Origin of the sequence: Amycolatopsis sp. WAC 04197, assembly GCF_003947475.1 — a bacterium.
Taxonomy (GTDB): Bacteria; Actinomycetota; Actinomycetes; order Mycobacteriales; family Pseudonocardiaceae; genus Amycolatopsis; species Amycolatopsis japonica.
The window spans coordinates 252,627-267,693 of record NZ_QHJK01000008.1; the positions used below are offsets into that span (position 1 = coordinate 252,627).

18 protein-coding genes are annotated in these 15,067 nt (G+C 67.7%); 8 read left to right on the top strand and 10 right to left on the bottom strand.

Translation table 11 applies throughout. The features are described from left to right. Window positions 1–91 precede the first annotated feature (91 nt). The gene (locus tag DMC64_RS28190) at window positions 92–868 is read left to right on the top strand and encodes a hypothetical protein (protein ID WP_125735970.1); all 777 of its coding nucleotides are present in this window, start codon (window positions 92–94) and stop codon (window positions 866–868) included. Between the two features lie 12 nt (window positions 869–880). Here the strand turns inward: DMC64_RS28190 and surE are convergent, their stop codons facing one another. The 3 genes from surE to DMC64_RS28205 all read right to left on the bottom strand — a co-directional run bounded on the left by surE (window position 881) and on the right by DMC64_RS28205 (window position 3,167). Then, window positions 881–1,621: a 5'/3'-nucleotidase SurE gene (surE, locus tag DMC64_RS28195; protein ID WP_125735971.1), complete on the bottom strand. Its 741-nt coding sequence runs from the start codon at window positions 1,619–1,621 to the stop codon at window positions 881–883. Then, entirely contained in the window at window positions 1,621–2,544 is a 924-nt protein-coding gene (locus DMC64_RS28200) for a 1-phosphofructokinase family hexose kinase (protein WP_037339170.1), read from the bottom strand. The genes surE and DMC64_RS28200 overlap by 1 nt, the downstream gene beginning before the upstream one ends. Window positions 2,545–2,636: 92 nt before the next feature. Next, on the bottom strand, window positions 2,637–3,167 hold the full coding sequence (locus DMC64_RS28205) for a CGNR zinc finger domain-containing protein (protein WP_125735972.1): 531 nt from the start codon (window positions 3,165–3,167) through the stop codon (window positions 2,637–2,639). 97 nt (window positions 3,168–3,264) lie between these two features. Here DMC64_RS28205 and DMC64_RS28210 point away from each other — a divergent pair, with 97 nt between their 5' ends. Next, complete coding sequence (locus tag DMC64_RS28210) at window positions 3,265–4,152, top strand: alpha/beta fold hydrolase (protein ID WP_125735973.1); 888 nt, start codon at window positions 3,265–3,267, stop codon at window positions 4,150–4,152. A 40-nt stretch (window positions 4,153–4,192) separates the two neighbouring features. After that, complete coding sequence (locus DMC64_RS28215) at window positions 4,193–4,423, top strand: hypothetical protein (protein WP_037339177.1); 231 nt, start codon at window positions 4,193–4,195, stop codon at window positions 4,421–4,423. A 43-nt stretch (window positions 4,424–4,466) separates the two neighbouring features. Here the strand turns inward: DMC64_RS28215 and DMC64_RS28220 are convergent, their stop codons facing one another. From DMC64_RS28220 to DMC64_RS28230, 3 genes are all read right to left on the bottom strand, one after another. Further along, complete coding sequence (locus DMC64_RS28220; RefSeq protein ID WP_125735974.1) at window positions 4,467–6,446, bottom strand: amino acid transporter; 1,980 nt, start codon at window positions 6,444–6,446, stop codon at window positions 4,467–4,469. A 149-nt stretch (window positions 6,447–6,595) separates the two neighbouring features. Further along, window positions 6,596–7,228, bottom strand: coding sequence for an MBL fold metallo-hydrolase (locus tag DMC64_RS28225; RefSeq protein WP_125735975.1), 633 nt, complete (start codon window positions 7,226–7,228; stop codon window positions 6,596–6,598). Further along, entirely contained in the window at window positions 7,225–8,310 is a 1,086-nt protein-coding gene (locus DMC64_RS28230; protein WP_037339183.1) for an S-(hydroxymethyl)mycothiol dehydrogenase, read from the bottom strand. The genes DMC64_RS28225 and DMC64_RS28230 overlap by 4 nt, the downstream gene beginning before the upstream one ends. A 151-nt stretch (window positions 8,311–8,461) precedes the next feature. Here DMC64_RS28230 and DMC64_RS28235 point away from each other — a divergent pair, with 151 nt between their 5' ends. Beyond that, on the top strand, window positions 8,462–9,727 hold the full coding sequence (locus tag DMC64_RS28235; protein WP_125735976.1) for a helix-turn-helix transcriptional regulator: 1,266 nt from the start codon (window positions 8,462–8,464) through the stop codon (window positions 9,725–9,727). Window positions 9,728–9,740: 13 nt separating this feature from the next. Here the strand turns inward: DMC64_RS28235 and DMC64_RS28240 are convergent, their stop codons facing one another. Continuing rightward, window positions 9,741–10,322 (bottom strand): (d)CMP kinase, encoded by a 582-nt coding sequence (locus tag DMC64_RS28240; RefSeq protein WP_125735977.1) that lies wholly within the window; start codon window positions 10,320–10,322, stop codon window positions 9,741–9,743. A 59-nt stretch (window positions 10,323–10,381) separates the two neighbouring features. Here DMC64_RS28240 and DMC64_RS28245 point away from each other — a divergent pair, with 59 nt between their 5' ends. Beyond that, the gene (locus tag DMC64_RS28245) at window positions 10,382–10,948 is read left to right on the top strand and encodes an AAA family ATPase (RefSeq protein WP_125735978.1); all 567 of its coding nucleotides are present in this window, start codon (window positions 10,382–10,384) and stop codon (window positions 10,946–10,948) included. Window positions 10,949–10,974: 26 nt separating this feature from the next. Next, window positions 10,975–11,340 carry a hypothetical protein gene (locus tag DMC64_RS28250; RefSeq protein ID WP_037339192.1) on the top strand — a complete coding sequence of 122 codons (366 nt, stop codon included), beginning with the start codon at window positions 10,975–10,977 and terminating at the stop codon, window positions 11,338–11,340. Window positions 11,341–11,448: 108 nt separating this feature from the next. On the opposite strand, the gene DMC64_RS28255 is transcribed toward DMC64_RS28250, so the two are convergent. Further along, a complete protein-coding gene (locus tag DMC64_RS28255) occupies window positions 11,449–11,919 on the bottom strand; it encodes a ricin-type beta-trefoil lectin domain protein (protein ID WP_125735979.1) in 471 nt (156 codons plus the stop codon). A gap of 395 nt (window positions 11,920–12,314) precedes the next feature. On the opposite strand from DMC64_RS28255, the gene DMC64_RS42755 reads away from it, so the two are divergent. Continuing rightward, a complete protein-coding gene (locus DMC64_RS42755; protein WP_158634266.1) occupies window positions 12,315–12,623 on the top strand; it encodes a hypothetical protein in 309 nt (102 codons plus the stop codon). Continuing rightward, complete coding sequence (locus DMC64_RS28260; RefSeq protein ID WP_158634267.1) at window positions 12,620–13,939, top strand: DUF4474 domain-containing protein; 1,320 nt, start codon at window positions 12,620–12,622, stop codon at window positions 13,937–13,939. Before DMC64_RS42755 ends, DMC64_RS28260 begins: the two co-directional genes overlap by 4 nt. 6 nt (window positions 13,940–13,945) lie before the next feature. On the opposite strand, the gene DMC64_RS28265 is transcribed toward DMC64_RS28260, so the two are convergent. Both DMC64_RS28265 and DMC64_RS28270 read right to left on the bottom strand, forming a co-directional pair. Continuing rightward, window positions 13,946–14,182, bottom strand: a complete 237-nt coding sequence (locus DMC64_RS28265; protein WP_125735981.1) for a hypothetical protein — start codon at window positions 14,180–14,182, stop codon at window positions 13,946–13,948. 9 nt (window positions 14,183–14,191) lie between these two features. Next, window positions 14,192–14,998, bottom strand: coding sequence for a GNAT family N-acetyltransferase (locus DMC64_RS28270; protein WP_125735982.1), 807 nt, complete (start codon window positions 14,996–14,998; stop codon window positions 14,192–14,194). Between the last annotated feature and the right edge of the window lie 69 nt (window positions 14,999–15,067).

Sequence of the window (15,067 nt, forward strand, 5' to 3'; positions counted from 1 at the left end):
CCAGTATTCACCACGGCCGGGCAAATCCGGATGACCTTGGCCCGGTCCGGCCAGTAGTCTCCACCCGAACCGGGAAACAGGGGGAGCCAGCGTGTCCAGCCACTTCGGGGCGATCGGGATCGACGTCACGAGCCAGGAAGAGTTCGGGGAACGGGTCGTTTCCCTGATCGGCGCGGGCACCGCCCGGCGGATCACCAAGAAGATCAGCGAGCACGTCTGGACCGATCCGTCCGGTGCCCGGTTGGTCGCGCAGGTCCACAATGGTCAGATCGAGTTCCTTCTGCCTTGTCTGGCAAGCAAAGCGCCCGCGGTTCCCGTGGGCGACATTCGCCTCGTCGACGACGAGACCGCGATGCTCGACCTCCTGGACGGTGTCGGCGGGGAAATGATCTGCCCCATCGCGGTCGAACTGGAGGACCGAGCGGTCCTCGCCCACTCCGGCGGGCGGCTCGAGTCCGGCTCGCTGGTGCTGGCGGCGCTGGCCGAGGAAGTCACCGTGCACGCCGACGCCGACGCGTACTCGGCCTCGCAGGACGGTGAACTGGAATTCGCCGCCGACCATTTCATCCCGTCCGGTACCTTCTCGCCGGGAGAACCCGCGCCAGGCTGGGTGCCCTCGGCCCACGCGCTGTTCGCCGGCGAGGTCGTCGAAGTCGAAACCCCCGTGAACACCGTCACCGGAACGGCATTCCATCGGATCCGGGTCCGCACCATCGCGGCCATCGAACTCGACGTCGCCATCGCGACCACCGAGCTCGAACGGCCGCCCGCACGCGGCAACATCGTGAACGGGACCTTCTTCCTGACCGGAAGTCTGGGTCTGCAGCCGGAAAACCCCGTGAAGCGGCGGAGCTGGTTCCGGCGGTGAGCCCGCCTGCGGTCACCAGTCCAGATCGGGATCTTCGGTGACCGAGTTCAGCGCGGTCACGGTCGCGTGGCCTTCGCTCAGCAGGCGGGCGTCACTGCCCGGCGACAACTCGCCCTCGACCGTGACCGCGGTCAGGGTGAACGCGCCGTCCTCGCCGTTCTGGATGTGACTGCGCACCGCGCCGAAGTCGGCCAGCCCGGTGCGTTTCGGCGGTCCCGCCTCGGCGCGATCCGGCACGTTCAGGTTCAGGACCGTACCGGCGGGCAGTTCCGTCAGCCGGTCGAACAGGGTCGCGGCAACGGCGACCGCGGTGTCCCAATGGGGTCGCGGGCCGGGATCCAGTCCCACGTCGAGAGATACCGCCAGCGCCCTCGCGCCGTTGATCGAGGCCGTCAGCGCCGCGCCCACCGTGCCCGAGTGCAGGATCGCGCGCCCGACGTTCGCCCCGTGGTTCACCCCGGACAACACGATCTCCGGCGCTTCGCCGAACGTCCCCTGCGCCGCCGCCAAGGCGATCAGACCGGGGTGCGCGGCCACGGCGAAGGCGGGGACACCGGCCAGACCGGGCAGCTCACGTCGTTCGATCGCGACCCGCCCCGCTCCCCCGGCGCCGGTCAGGCCCGCGCTGGTCCCGCTCGCCTCCGCCGCGGGCGCGGCGACCACCACGGTCCAGCCGTGGTCCACGGCGCCTTGGGCCAGCGCCGCCAGACCCGGCGAGTCGATACCGTCGTCGTTGGTGATCAGGGCACGCATCAGGAGGCCTCCCACGGTTTCAGGCGTACGCGTCCGGTGAGTTCCCGTACGGCGCCGTCACTACCCGAACCGAGACCATGTCGTGTCACGTTGATCGCGCCGGCCGCCGCCCCGAGCTTCACCGCGTCTTCCAGCGAACGGCCCTGCGCCAGGCCGACCGCGAGCCCCGCGGTCATCGAATCTCCGCCGCCGCGGGTGTCGACCGGCGTCAGATCGGGCGACTCCACCAGCACGAACCGCCCTTCCAGACAGGCGAGTGTCTCCTCGGCCGCGCGGGACACGACGACCGCCCGGGCGCCGCCCGACGCCAGCTCACGGCACCCGTCCGCGAGATCGGCCAGTGAGTCCGACTCGGCCAGTCCGTCCTCGACCATCTCCTCGTGGCTGACCTTGATCACCGCCGGATTTCCCGCGAGCGCCTTGGCGAGCCGTTCCCCGGAGAGGTCCACCACGACCGGCGTGCCGTGCGTGCCCAGATCGCGGGCGAGCCGCTCGTACACCGAATGCGGCACCGGGACGTCGTCCCCGTCCGGTCCGCTGAGTACGGCCACGTCCGCGCGCAAGGCCTGGACCAGGGTCAGCTCGTACAGATCGTCGAGTTCGTGCCGGGTCAACGCGTCCGCGGGCATCCGCACCATCTCGTCGCGACGGCCGTCGCGCCGGTCGTGCACGTAGGCGCCGTTGCGCGCCGCGACCTCGCGGACCTCCGCGTCGACGCCGATCAGATGCCGCAGCACCCGCCCGGTCTCCCCGCCGAGCGCGCAGCACACCACCGCCCGCGCGCCGAGGGCGTCGATCATCCGCGACTGCCACACTCCCTGCCCGCCCGCGTGGACGTGGACGTCGGGCGCCCCGTCCAGTTCCTCCACCGTCACCGTCAGCTGCGGCGACGGCGCGAACACCGCCACTCGACCCTCAGTCATACCGGCCTTTTACCCGTTTTGCCGGATTCCATGCGTGGGACAAGGCGGCCGCAGTGACGGCTAGTGCGTAGGGTGATCGGCAAGGGCCGGCGCTAGACCGACTGTTCGCGACGATAGTGACGAGCGGCTTTCGCGCGGTTGCCGCAGGTTTCCATCGAGCACCACCGCCTGGTGCCGTTCCGCGTCGTGTCGTCGAAGTACAGCGTGCACGCCGGATACGCCGAACACCGCTTGATCCGGTCCGGACGCGTGCGAAGCAGGCCCAAGTAGCCGTATGCCGCGAGCCACGCGGGCCGCCAGGCAGCGTCGTCGACCTCGATCACCTCTTCGACGCCGCCCTCCCGTAATTCCGGCCGCAGACGCCCACGCGCCAGCACCTCGTTCAGCGCACCCTCGGCGGGAGCACCAGGGTTTTCGAGCACCTCGCGCAGGACGGAACGCGTGTGGCGCAAGGGTTTCTCCGCGCCCGGCGGCTCCGGCAGGCCTCGCTCGGCCAGCCATGCGTCGACTCCCCCGGGCTCGTCGAAGACGTCGCGCCACTCACCACGGTCGGGCCACGTGGTGTTCAGCAGATCCAGCGCGAGGGGTTCACCGGTCAGAGGACGTTGCAGCACGAGCGCCATTCTACCCTCCGTCGACCGCTTGACAGGTTAGGTTGCCGCATGCTTGAGTCTAACCGTTCACACGTATTTAGACGGTTAGAGCCAAGGAGCACCTGTCATGTCCGAAGTCACCCGGTCCGCCGGCGAGGTCTTCCACCGCACCGCGACCATCGACGGCCGGAGCGTCTTCTACCGGGAAGCCGGCGACCCCAGCGCGCCGACGGTGGTCCTGCTGCACGGTTTCCCCACGTCGTCGCAGATGTTCCGCACGCTGATCCCCGCACTGGCCGACCGCTATCACGTCATCGCCCCCGACCACATCGGCTTCGGCCACTCCGACGCCCCGCCCGTCGACCGGTTCGAGTACTCGTTCGAGAACCTGACCGCGATCACCCTCGGCCTCCTCGACGCGCTCGGCTTGGACCGCTTCGCCCTCTACATCCAGGATTACGGCGCGCCCATCGGGCTCCGCATCGCGAGCAGACACCCGGAGCGGGTCAGCGCGCTGCTCGTGCAGTCCGGCAACGCCTATGTCGACGGCTTCACGCCGTTCTGGGACGTCCTGTTCGCCCACGCCAAGGACCGCGAAACCCACGAAGAGGCCGTACGCGAACTCCTGGAGCCCGCGGCGACCCGCTGGCAGTACACCCACGGCGTCCCCGCCGACCGGCTGGACCGGCTCTCCCCGGACACCTGGACCCTCGACCAGGCCCTCCTCGACCGCCCCGGGAACAAGGAGGTGCAACTGCAGTTGTTCTGGGACTACCAGTTCAACCTCGACGTCTACCCCGCCGTCCAGGAGTACTTCCGCGAGCACCGGCCGCCGACGCTCATCACGTGGGGCGAGCACGACGAGATCTTCGGCCCCGACGGCGCCCGCGCCTTCCTCCGCGACCTGCCTGACGCCGAGCTGCACCTTCTCGACGCCGGGCACTTCGCCCTGGAGACGCACGGCCCGGAGATCGCCGCCCTCATCCGGGACTTCCTCGGACGCGTCCTGTCCTGATCACGGCCGCCGTATCCTCTAGGCGAGGCGGAGGTGCGGAATGACGGACGAGCAACTGCTCATCGAGTTCGCGCTGACCCGGATGGACAATCCCGGCCTCGACCTCGAGGAAGTGGCCACGCTGACCGTCCGGCGGCTCGGTGAGGACCGGATGCTGGACTTCGCCGGGCACACCCTCGCGAGCCGGGGCGAACTACGCGGAGCCGTGTTCCCCGCCGCGGTGGAACACGTGCTCCGCGTCGTCCTGACCTTGCGCGGCCCGGACGACTGAGCGCGCGGCCCCCTTCCGGGCCGCGCGGACCAGTACGGCGTCGTCAGCCGACGTGGATGCCCGGCCGCAGCGCCGGATCGCGTTCGCTGGTGCGGATGATCTCGCGGACCACCGGGGCGGTGTCGCCGCGGCCGAGGATCAGATAGCGGAACAGGTGTCCGAGCGGATTGCCCTCACTCCATTCGAAATGACACTGCGGCCGCACACCGGTGGCGTCGCGCAACGCGAGCAGGACGGCCGCGATCGCGTTCGGCGCGGCCGGGCTTTCCACTCGCAGGACACGGAAACCTTCGATCTCGACGCCGCGGACCTTTAGCACGTCGCTGAACCCGGACGGGTCGATGACGTCGATCTCGAGGAACAGGACGTCGGCGGCACCCGGCACCGGGTTCAGGCCGCGCTGCTCGGCCTCCTTCGCCCGGTACTCGTCGGCGTCCCCGGCCTGGCGGCGGTTCGCGATGATGGTCAGCGCGCCGTCGTGGGCGATGGAATCGGTGACGAACCGGCGGGCGGGTTCGTCGAATTCGATGTGCTCCACCCGTAGTTCCGTGGTGCGCGTGACCCGCGAGATCAGCGACACCACGATGATCCCGAGGATGAAGAACGCGGAGATCGTGAGACCGTCGGGCTTCTCGATGACGTTCTCCACCAACGCGTAGATCAGGATCAGCGTCAGCACGGCGAACGCGATCGCGGCCTTGCGCTGCCGCTTCTTCGCCGCCGAGATCGCCACCGCGACCGACGCCGACACCATCATTGCGAGGATCCCGGTGGCGTACGCCCCGGCCTGGGCGTTGACGTCGGCGTTGAAGATGATCGTCACCAGGACGCAGATCGCCGTGTACACCAGCACCACCGGACGGACCGCGCGGGCCCAGTCCGGCGCCATCCCGTACGCGGGAAGATAACGCGGCACGATGTTGATCAGCCCGGCCATCGCCGACGCCCCGGCGAACCACAGGATCAGGATGCTGCTGATGTCGTAGGCGGTACCGACCCATTCGCCCAGCAGCTCGTGCGCGAGATACGCCAGCGCCCGGCCGTTCGCCTCACCGCCCGGTTTGAACGCGTCGGCCGGGATCAGGACCGTGGTTACGAAACTCGTCGCGATCAGGTACACCGACATGATCAGCGCGGCGGCGGTGAGCAGCTTGCGGGTGTTGCGGATCCGGTTCGCCAGTTTCTGTTCGGCGTTCTCCCCCTTGGCCGCCACCAGCGGCATCATGCTCACACCGGTCTCGAAACCGGACAATCCGAGCACCAGCAACGGGAACGCCAGGATCGCCGGGCCGACGACACCGCCGAACCCGCCTCCTCCTGAGGTGAGCGCGTCGATCCAGCGGTCGAACGCGCCGGGTTCGGTGAACACCTCGCCGACCCCGGCGACCACGACGACGGCGTTGAGCACCAGGAAGATCGCGACCAGCGGGATCGCGACCCCGACCGCCTCGCTGAACCCGAGCAGGAACACCCCGCCCAGGATCAGCAGCAGGATCACCGTGATCAGCACCTCGTGCCCGTGCAGGAACGACGGGGTGATGGGGTTCTCCAGCGCGTGCACCGTGGCATCCGCCGACGACAGCGTGATCGTGATGATCCACGACGTCGCGACGAAACCCAGCAGTACCAGCACGAAGATCTTTCCGCGCCAGAACGGCAGCAGGTTCTCCAGCATCGCGACCGACCCCTGACCGTGCGGGCTCTCCTTCGCCACCCGCCGGTACATCGGCAACATCCCCAGCAGGGTCAACGCGACGATCAGCAACGTCGCCAGGGGCGACAGCGCACCCGCGGCCAGCGCCGCGATACCGGGCAGATACGACAACGTGGAGAAATAGTCCACGCCGGTCAGGCACATGACCTTCCACCACGATTGCGGTGTCGTGTGCTCCTCGTGGCTTTCCGGCCCCACCGGCTGGACCCGGTGCTCCATCAGCCACCGGCCGAACTTGCCCGTCGGCGCCACCTGCCGATCCGGACTGTCCATCCGATCCGGAACAGCGTATTCCGGCACCTCGGTCATTCTCCTGGCCTCCCCGTGTCGCGTGCACGTACCCGCGCGCCATCTCCCCGGGACAGGGCGGCCGCGCACCGACGCGGACACTAACGACCCAGCGCTAAGAAACGCCGATCCAGCCGTAAAGAAAACATCAATGTCGCGCGACGGGCGGTTCAGTGTCCGCGGGCGATCCATTCGGCCAGGTGCGGGGCTTCGGCGCCGATCGTGGTGGGGTCGCCGTGCCCGGTGTGGACCTTGGTGTCCTCGGGCAAGGCGAAGAGCCGTTCCTTGATCGAGGAGATGATCGTCGGGAAGTCGGAGAACGAGCGTCCCGTCGCGCCGGGTCCGCCCGAAAAGAGCGTGTCCCCGGAGAAGAGCGCCTTGGCCTCGGGAAGATGCAGGCAAACCGATCCGGGCGAGTGTCCCGGCGTGTGGATGACCTCGAGTTCCGTACCGGCGACGGCGATCCGTGCACCGTCCTCCGTGCTCCGGAAACGAACGCCGGGATGGGTCATCTCCCACAGCTCCCGATCCCCCGGATGCAGAACGACGGGCGCGTGCAGGTGCTCGCCGAGCTGCGGAGCGACGGTGACGTGGTCGTTGTGCCCGTGGGTGCAGACGACGGCGACGACATCGCGGCCGCCCACGGCGTCGGTGATGGTCTTCTCGTCGTGCGCGGCGTCCACGATCACCACCTCGTCGTCGTCCCCGACGAGCCAGACGTTGTTGTCGACGTCCCAGCTGCCGCCGTCGAGTTCGAAGACCCCGGCGGTGACGACGCGCTCGATCCGCAGGTTCCCGCTCACAGGATCACCACCGAACGCAGCACTTCACCGGCGTGCATGGCGTGGAAGGCCTTCTCGACACCGTCGAGCGCGATCCGCTCGGTCACGAACCGCTCCAGCGGCAACCGGCCCTGGAGGTACAGGTCGATCAGCATCGGGAAGTCCCGCTCCGGCAGGCAATCGCCGTACCAGGACGACTTCAGCGAGCCACCGCGCGAGAAGAAATCGATCAGCGGCATCTCCAGCCGCATGTCCGGGGTCGGGACGCCGACCAGGACCACGGTGCCCGCCAGATCGCGGGCGTAGAAGGCCGCTTTCCACGTCTCCGGGCGGCCGACCGCGTCGATGACGACGTCGGCGCCGAAACCGCCGGTCAGTTCCTGGATCGCGGCGACCGTGTCGGTGGAACTCGCGTCGACGGTGTGGGTCGCGCCGAGTTCACGGGCCCACGTGAGCTTCCGTTCGTCCCGGTCGACCGCGATGATCGTGCCCGCGCCCGCAAGCCGGGCCCCGGCGATGGCGGCGTCACCGACGCCCCCGCAGCCGATGACCGCGACCGAGTCGCCACGGCCGACGGCGCCGGTGTTGACCGCCGCGCCGAGCCCGGCCATCACCCCGCAGCCGAGCAGGCCCGCGACGGCGGGGTCCGCGGCGGGATCGACCTTGGTGCACTGTCCGGCGTGGACGAGTGTCTTGTCCGCGAACGCACCGATGCCCAGGGCCGGCGTCAGCTCGGTGCCGTCGGTCAGCGTCATCTTCTGTGTCGCGTTGAAGGTGTCGAAGCAGTACTGCGGACGTCCGCGTTTGCAGGCCCGGCACTGTCCGCAGACCGCGCGCCAGTTGAGGACGACGAAATCCCCCGGCCGCACGGAATCCACGCCCTCTCCGACGCTTTCCACGGTGCCCGCGGCCTCGTGCCCCAGCAGGAACGGGAACTCGTCGTTGATGCCGCCCTCGCGGTAGGTCAGATCCGTGTGGCAGACCCCGCAGGCCGCGATCGACACGACGACCTCGCCCGGGCCGGGGTCCGGGATCACGATGTCCGTCAGCTCCACCGGAGCGTTCTCGGACCGGGCGATCACCCCGCGCACCTGCTGTGGCATTCCCTGTTTCCTCCACCGTTCGACGACACAGGCATGCACATGAGCGCATGCTTCAGGTGAGGTTAGGCCGGAAGCAGGCGGCAGCGACCTGGCCATCGGTCCAGTGGATCCTGTCCTTTCGACCAGGCGAGCCGGCGACTACGCTCACCCGATGCCCGACTCCGCCGACCTGACCGCACTACGCGACGTCATCGAGGGCCCGCTGCGCGAGATCGCCGATCGGTTCTCGCGGTTCCTCGCCGACGGCTGGCCGCACCAGGCCCTGGTCATCTTCACCCGCGAGTGCACCGGGCGGCCTCGCAAGGTCACTGGTGCCCGGGAGATCACCGACAAGGTCACCATCGCCGAACTCGAAGCGCTCAAAGCGAGTGTGCCCGCCGGCCATCAGCTGACCACGACGGCCGCCCTCGGCGGTAGCACCCGGACGGTCTGGGCCGTGCAGGATCCGATCGGCACCCTGCTCGTCCTCGTCCCCCGGTCGAGCCGGACCCGCTTCCCGCAACCCGCTGTGCTGGCCGAGGTCTTCGGCATCGTCGCGACCTCGATCCGCCAGCAGGTGACCCAGGCCAGCCCCGACTACCTCGCCGAATCCCGCGCGGCCTCCAGCGAACGCGCCCGGACGATCGCCGAAATGGCCGCGGCACACGAAACCGCGCTCGTCACGATCCTCACCACCCTGCGGTCCGCGCGGCTGGACGACCACCGCGCCCGGCTCGCGGCGACCGACTCCGCCTCGGCCGCGCTGGTCGCGCTCCGATCCGCTCGGGAAACCGATCTCGCGCAATCCGAAGAGCCCGCGCACGCCGCGTTCGGCAGGCTACGGCGGGAAATCCGGCAGATGCTGCGCCATCACGACGCGGAACTGGAGTTCACGGCCCCGGCGAAGGACGGGCAGCCGGTGCCCGGCGAGGTCGCCCATGCCGCCAGGGCGATGACGTGCGCGGCGGTCCTGGCCTTCACCGGCCAGCCGGACTTGACCCGCCTCCGCATCGCCTGGTCGAGCGACAGCACCGCGCTGCACCTCGATATCCGGGACCAGGAATCCGGGAACCTCGACGTCCAGGGTCTGCGAGCACAGCTCGACGGACGCGCGAAAACGCTGGGTGCCACCGTCGAGATCGACGCCGTCCCCGGCTGGGGCAGCCGCGTCACCGTCGACCTCCCGTTCGAGCCGACCTCGGGCCGGTTCGACGAAACTCAGCTGGCGGACCTCAACCCGCGCGAACTCGAAGTGCTCCGGCTTGTGGCACAAGGACAACGCAACAAGTCCATCGCCGCCGCGCTCGGCATCACCGAAAGCACGGTCAAATTCCACGTCGCGGGCCTCTTGAAGAAGCTGAACGTCACTTCGCGCGGTGAAGCTGCGGCCTTGGCACTGAGCGCCGGAGTCTCCGGTACTCAGCCTGCCGTGCCGTAGCCACCGTTCCGGTTCACACTGTGCTCTGATCGAACGGCCCTCGAAGCCACTGATCGACCTGTCGTTGGCCACGCAGCCGGACGACGACGAGATCGGGGTGGCGATTCTCGTCGATCACCTTGCGGACCCGCGCGCGCATGATCGGGTGGTAGCGCCACGCGATCTTGACGATGTGCTGCGGGTCAGTGAAGAACGTGCGCAGCGGGCCCTCGACGTTTCCCCCGGCGATCTTCGAACCCCGCCCGAAACGACGTTGAAGCGTGCGAACGACGACGCGAGTCGTGGCCAAGGCACGCGGATGATCGAGCCACACCAACACGTCGAGCCTCGCCGTCATCTGCTCCCGGACCTGTTCGCCCTGCCACTCGATCGCCCAGACATCCTTGTCGAGGAACCGCAAAACGTCGGACTGCCACGTCTCCCGGACCGTCCAACCAGGACCGTGGTAGAAGGACTCGAACTCGACATACGGCACGCCCATGCGCTCGCACAGCGTTCGCGCGAGGGTCGATTTGCCTGATCCCGCGGGGCCTGCCACCGCGATCCGTCGGACCGGCCGCCGGGGAAGAGGATCGGTTGGCCCGAGCACGTGCATGCGGTGATCATAGATCGACCGACCAGCCACCGACCGGAGCCAGGACATAGGGTCGGCTCATGGCGCGTCTCATCCACATCAATGGTCTCTCACGCGTGGGAAAGTCCACCCTCGCCCGCCGTTACGCCGACGAGCACCCAGGAACGCTCGCCCTCGACCTGGACGTGCTCACGGGGTTGATCGGCGGTTGGAAGGAGAACTTCTTCGGGGCCTTGGAGATCGCCCGCGGCCACGGACGGGACATGGCCGCACGTCATCTTCGCGACGGACACGACGTGATCCTCCCGCAACTTGTGACCGTTCACGACCGCGACCCGGACCCGGCCTTCGAAGCGGTAGCCCTCGCCACCGGAGCCACTTACGTCGAGGTCGCCCTCCTCGTCGACGACCACGAACATCTGCAACGCCTGCACGGGAAGCGTCCGGCCAACGATGTCGAGGCACAGCTCCAGATGCTGCTGGACGATCCCGGTTCCGACCTGCTCGACAGGATCCAGGGTCACTTCGTCGAGTACCTGGCCGAACGCCCGCATGCGATCCGACTCGATACGACCGGCATCGGGGTGGACGAGTCGTACACGCGCTTCCTGAGCGTGCTCGACGTGGCACAGCAGAGGACCTTGTGAACGAAAGCGTGTGACATCGTCTTCCGATGAGCTATCACCTCGCGGTCTGGGAAGGTCCACGCCCCATCGACGACAATGCGGCGCAAGCGGCGTTCGCGCGCCTCCGCACCGAGTACCCGGGAGGACGAAGGCGGATTCGAGCGTCCACCTTGATCCAGCAGTACATCAGCCAGCTACTGGCACGCTGGCCCGATCTCGACTCGGACGCCGAGGACGACGAAGACGACATCCCTTGGTCGGACGGACCATTGATCGACAACGCCAGCGGCCCGCTGTTCTACTTCGGCGTTGTCTACAGCAAGTACGAGGAAGCCACGGAGTTCGCCGTCGAACGCGCCCAGGCGCTGGGGCTGATCTGCTTCGATCCTCAGACCGGGCGGCTTGCGCCTTAACGCGCGGAGCGCGGCACGCTGTCACGCCCGGCTCGCCGTGTACCCATCCCTTGCCGAAGAAGGGATCGGCGTCGGCGAGCCAGGCGTTTGTCGCTCCGCGGCTTCGAATCAGCTCCGCAGCTTCGTCACGGTCCACAGCGCGGTTCCCGCACGGCAGACCCGCAGACCGACGGCTTCCGCCTGACCGCCGCTGTTGTGCAGGCAGAGCCCGGTCGACACGTTGGTGAAGTACTTGTTCGTCGTGGACGACGTCCGCCAGTCGCTGGCATTGGTCTCACAGGATCCGGCGAAAACCGATGACGTTCCGGCGGCGAGACACAGCCCGGACGCCTTGTTCTTGAACTTTCCGGGAGCGTAGTTGTTCCATTTCTGATGATTGTTCCCATCCTGACAAACATGCGTGTACACGCTGCCCGCGGAATTGGAGTCCAGGCAGCGTTGGACCCCTGCCGCGAACCTGATCCAGAAAAGCGACTCGGCTTGCGTATCCGCGGAGGCGACACCGGGCGCCGCGGTGAACGCCAATGCCGTTGTCGCGGCGGCCGCCGCGATCCGGACGAGAATTCCCTTGCATGTCATGATGATTCTCCTCATGGCCGACTGACAAGAATTTCCAGATATCCGAAGATGACAAATAAAATGATATTCTGCCGTGAATCCGACATGACAGACGTCGTGTTCCGAAATCCCCACTCCCCCGAACGGAAATCGACGTTAGCGCCTGCAAGACCCGATTTCGTGGATCGATCACCGAAAGCACTCCAATGGAGGTATGCGTGATCACGCGACACGTCGATTCGCCGCCTCGCACCCCACGTTCAGAGCAGTGCCGTCACCCTTCTGGACGCAGCCGACCCCGCGAACATCGTCGATTAAGCGCCTCCATGCGGCCAAAAGTGTGAACCAGACACCAAAGCGGGAGTTGGGTGTTACATTGCCTAGGCGAAGTGTCACATGGCCGGGGAGGGCGTGCTGTGGGTTTCGAGGTCGATGTCGCGGACATCAGCAGCGCGGCGGGCAAGCTCGCCGCGGGGAAGCCGCCGACACTCGCCCCCGGCGGCGCGCCGAACGTCGGTGCCACCCATCGGGCCACCGGGTTCGCCGGAGACTACGACGTCTGGCTGTTGACCCGGCAGGAGGATTTGGCGGCCTCGCAGCAGCAGGTCACCAGCCTGGCCGAAGCCATCCGTGCCGCCGCGAAGAGCTACGACGGCACGGAGTCGGCCGCGCGCGACACCTTCCTGAAGGCGCTGGACAGAGGCTTCGCGGGGATCGACCGGTGAGCTCGGTCTTCGACAAGATCCACCAGCTCCACGACCAGGTGGCCAAGGGCAGCACGACCGAACTCGACGACCGGGCGCGGGCGTGCCGGACCACCAAGGAAGCCGTGCTGGACGCCAAATCGCTGGTCGAGGCAGTCCGCGTTCAGCTGGCCGAAGGATGGCAAGGCGGAGCCGGCGAGTCGGCGCTCGCCTCGCTCGCGGACTTCAAGAAGAACCGCGACGACCAGGCCCAGGATCTCGAAGAGTCCGCGAAGTCGTTCGACGTGGTCCGCGACGCGCTGGCCAAGGCACAAGGCGACGCCCGCAGTCACCTCGCGGACGCCGAATCCCTGCGGCAGAAGCTGGACGGCGTCTGGAACGACCTCTCGCACGGCAAGGGCAACATCGTCTTCGCTTGGGCACAGGACAAGGCGATCAAAGCGCGGGCACTCGTCGTGCTCGCCGACTTGGAGAGGGTCGTCCTCGGCTACGACGCGGTCCTGCTCGCCGAAGGCCTGAAACTGCGGAACAAAACGGGCCAGGTATGGGAACTCGCGGGCTCGGGGAAGCGGAATCTCGCCGAGATCGCCGCGATCATGCTGCGTGAGATCCCGGGCTTCGCCGAGCTGGTGAAGAACGACCCGAGACTCAAGGCCGCCCTGCTGACCGGCAACTGGGAACTGCTTCTGCAGAATCGCGAGATCGCGCAGAAGATCTACGACTACCTCGGCTTCAAGTACGTCGCGGACGGCGACTACTACACCACCGGCGAACACTCGGTGCAGAGTTTCCTCGGCTGGCACGACCTGTACGACAAGCTCGAAAAGCTCATCGGCGCGAATCTGGACAAGACCGGCGACGACGGCGACAACATGGAGTTCACCGACCCGAAGACCGGAAAGCAATACCGGCTGGAGCTGTGGAAGGGCGGTTACGGGTTCGGCGGCGCGTTCGGCGGTGAAGTCGGGTTCTACACCCGCGAACCGGGCTCCTCGGAACCGTCCGGCTACTTCAACGCCGCCCAGGGCGACGACCAGATCAAGGTGACCCAGACGATCTACGACAAGACCACCGACGAGGTCTACTTCACCAACGACGGCCAAGGTGCCGACGGCAGCGACAAGAAGCACTTCTGGAACCTGGCGATCCGCACCGACCCGGACGTCGATCCGAGCCGGCTGGCCCAGCGCGCCACGATAGAGGTGCGGGACGCTGGCTTGCGCGATCAGCTCTTCGACGAGATGACCCGGTGGGCCGCCGCCCACCCCGAGCAGCACCTCACCGTCACCAAGACGACCGACGTCCCACCGGCCCTGAGCTACACCTGGGAAAAGTGACCCCGCTCAGGTCAAGGACTCCCGTTTGAACTCCCACGGCTCGTCGTCACCGCTTCGCCGCGGGCTCCCGGTTTCCCGCAACCCGGCGAAAACGCCGTCGACGTCGATCAGGCCCGCGACGTCGTCGGCGGCGCGCCGGCCGTGGCGCTCTTCGATCTCTTCGAGCCCTTCGCGCAGGGCGGTGGTCGCGGCGTTCCTGGCCGTGGTCCGCAACGCACGGGCCAGCTGCTCCGGGTCACTCATGAACCCACTCTAGGCGGTGACCGGACCGCGGCGTTCCAGGAAAACGGTGTCCCGCCAAGCGCCATCGCGTTGGACGATCCGCTCGCGGATGCCGACGGTGCGATAGCCGGCACTCTGATGCAGGGCGATGGAGGCGCGGTCATCGGTGAAGAGCGACGTCTGCAGTGTCCAGAGCCCGGCCGCGTCGGCTTCCGTGACTTGCTTGTGCATCAAGGCTTTACCCACACCGCGGCCACGGTGGCTTTCAGCGACATGGACCGATGTCTCGGCGACTCCCCGATAGCACTCGCGTTCCGAAACCGGAACGGCGGCCGCCCAGCCGACGACTTCGCCATCGATCTCGGCGACCCATCGGTGGCCCAAGGTTTCCCGGCTGAGAACCTCGGCTTTGAATGTGGCGATTCCTTCACCCCAGATCCGGCGGACCGAGTCCCGGTCGTCGTCGCGCAGCGCGCGGACGACGACGTCTTCCGGCAGGTTCTCCGGGCAGCACGGACGCGGGGCGAGCAGGCCCATCACGGCGTCGGCGGCGTGCGGCAGCCCGCTGCAGCAGGCCTGGTTGATCGTCACGACCGTGGCCGTGCCTTCCTTGCGCAGGTGCAGGAAGCCGACCTCGGCCAGTTTTCGGACGTGATGGGAGCACGTCGACTGGCTGGTTCCGAGGATCTCCGTGAGCGCGCCGACGGTCAGGCCACGTGGCGAGGTCGCGACCGCGTGCAGGAGTTTGACCCGCATGGGCTCGGCCAGACAGGCGAACCAGCCGGCGTAAGTCGCGGCTTCATGCTCGGGCAGGAGAACGGGCACAACCGTGGTCATGCCGCCCAGTATCGACCGAAATCGATGGTTGCGTCAATCGACGACGGTCGATACATTCCCTTCAATCGA

Excerpts from the sequence above, each read along its gene's own strand:
- surE (WP_125735971.1), bottom strand. The coding sequence starts at position 1,621 with ATGCGTGCCCTGATCACCAACGACGACGGTATCGACTCGCCGGGTCTG.
- DMC64_RS28235 (WP_125735976.1), top strand. The coding sequence starts at position 8,462 with ATGCCCGACTCCGCCGACCTGACCGCACTACGCGACGTCATCGAGGGC.
- DMC64_RS28250 (WP_037339192.1), top strand. The coding sequence starts at position 10,975 with ATGAGCTATCACCTCGCGGTCTGGGAAGGTCCACGCCCCATCGACGAC.
- DMC64_RS28245 (WP_125735978.1), top strand. The coding sequence starts at position 10,382 with ATGGCGCGTCTCATCCACATCAATGGTCTCTCACGCGTGGGAAAGTCC.
- DMC64_RS28220 (WP_125735974.1), bottom strand. The coding sequence starts at position 6,446 with ATGACCGAGGTGCCGGAATACGCTGTTCCGGATCGGATGGACAGTCCG.
- DMC64_RS28240 (WP_125735977.1), bottom strand. The coding sequence starts at position 10,322 with ATGCACGTGCTCGGGCCAACCGATCCTCTTCCCCGGCGGCCGGTCCGA.
- DMC64_RS28270 (WP_125735982.1), bottom strand. The coding sequence starts at position 14,998 with ATGACCACGGTTGTGCCCGTTCTCCTGCCCGAGCATGAAGCCGCGACT.
- DMC64_RS28215 (WP_037339177.1), top strand. The coding sequence starts at position 4,193 with ATGACGGACGAGCAACTGCTCATCGAGTTCGCGCTGACCCGGATGGAC.
- DMC64_RS28230 (WP_037339183.1), bottom strand. The coding sequence starts at position 8,310 with ATGCCACAGCAGGTGCGCGGGGTGATCGCCCGGTCCGAGAACGCTCCG.
- DMC64_RS28210 (WP_125735973.1), top strand. The coding sequence starts at position 3,265 with ATGTCCGAAGTCACCCGGTCCGCCGGCGAGGTCTTCCACCGCACCGCG.
- DMC64_RS28265 (WP_125735981.1), bottom strand. The coding sequence starts at position 14,182 with ATGAGTGACCCGGAGCAGCTGGCCCGTGCGTTGCGGACCACGGCCAGG.
- DMC64_RS28255 (WP_125735979.1), bottom strand. The coding sequence starts at position 11,919 with ATGACATGCAAGGGAATTCTCGTCCGGATCGCGGCGGCCGCCGCGACA.
- DMC64_RS28200 (WP_037339170.1), bottom strand. The coding sequence starts at position 2,544 with ATGACTGAGGGTCGAGTGGCGGTGTTCGCGCCGTCGCCGCAGCTGACG.
- DMC64_RS28205 (WP_125735972.1), bottom strand. The coding sequence starts at position 3,167 with ATGGCGCTCGTGCTGCAACGTCCTCTGACCGGTGAACCCCTCGCGCTG.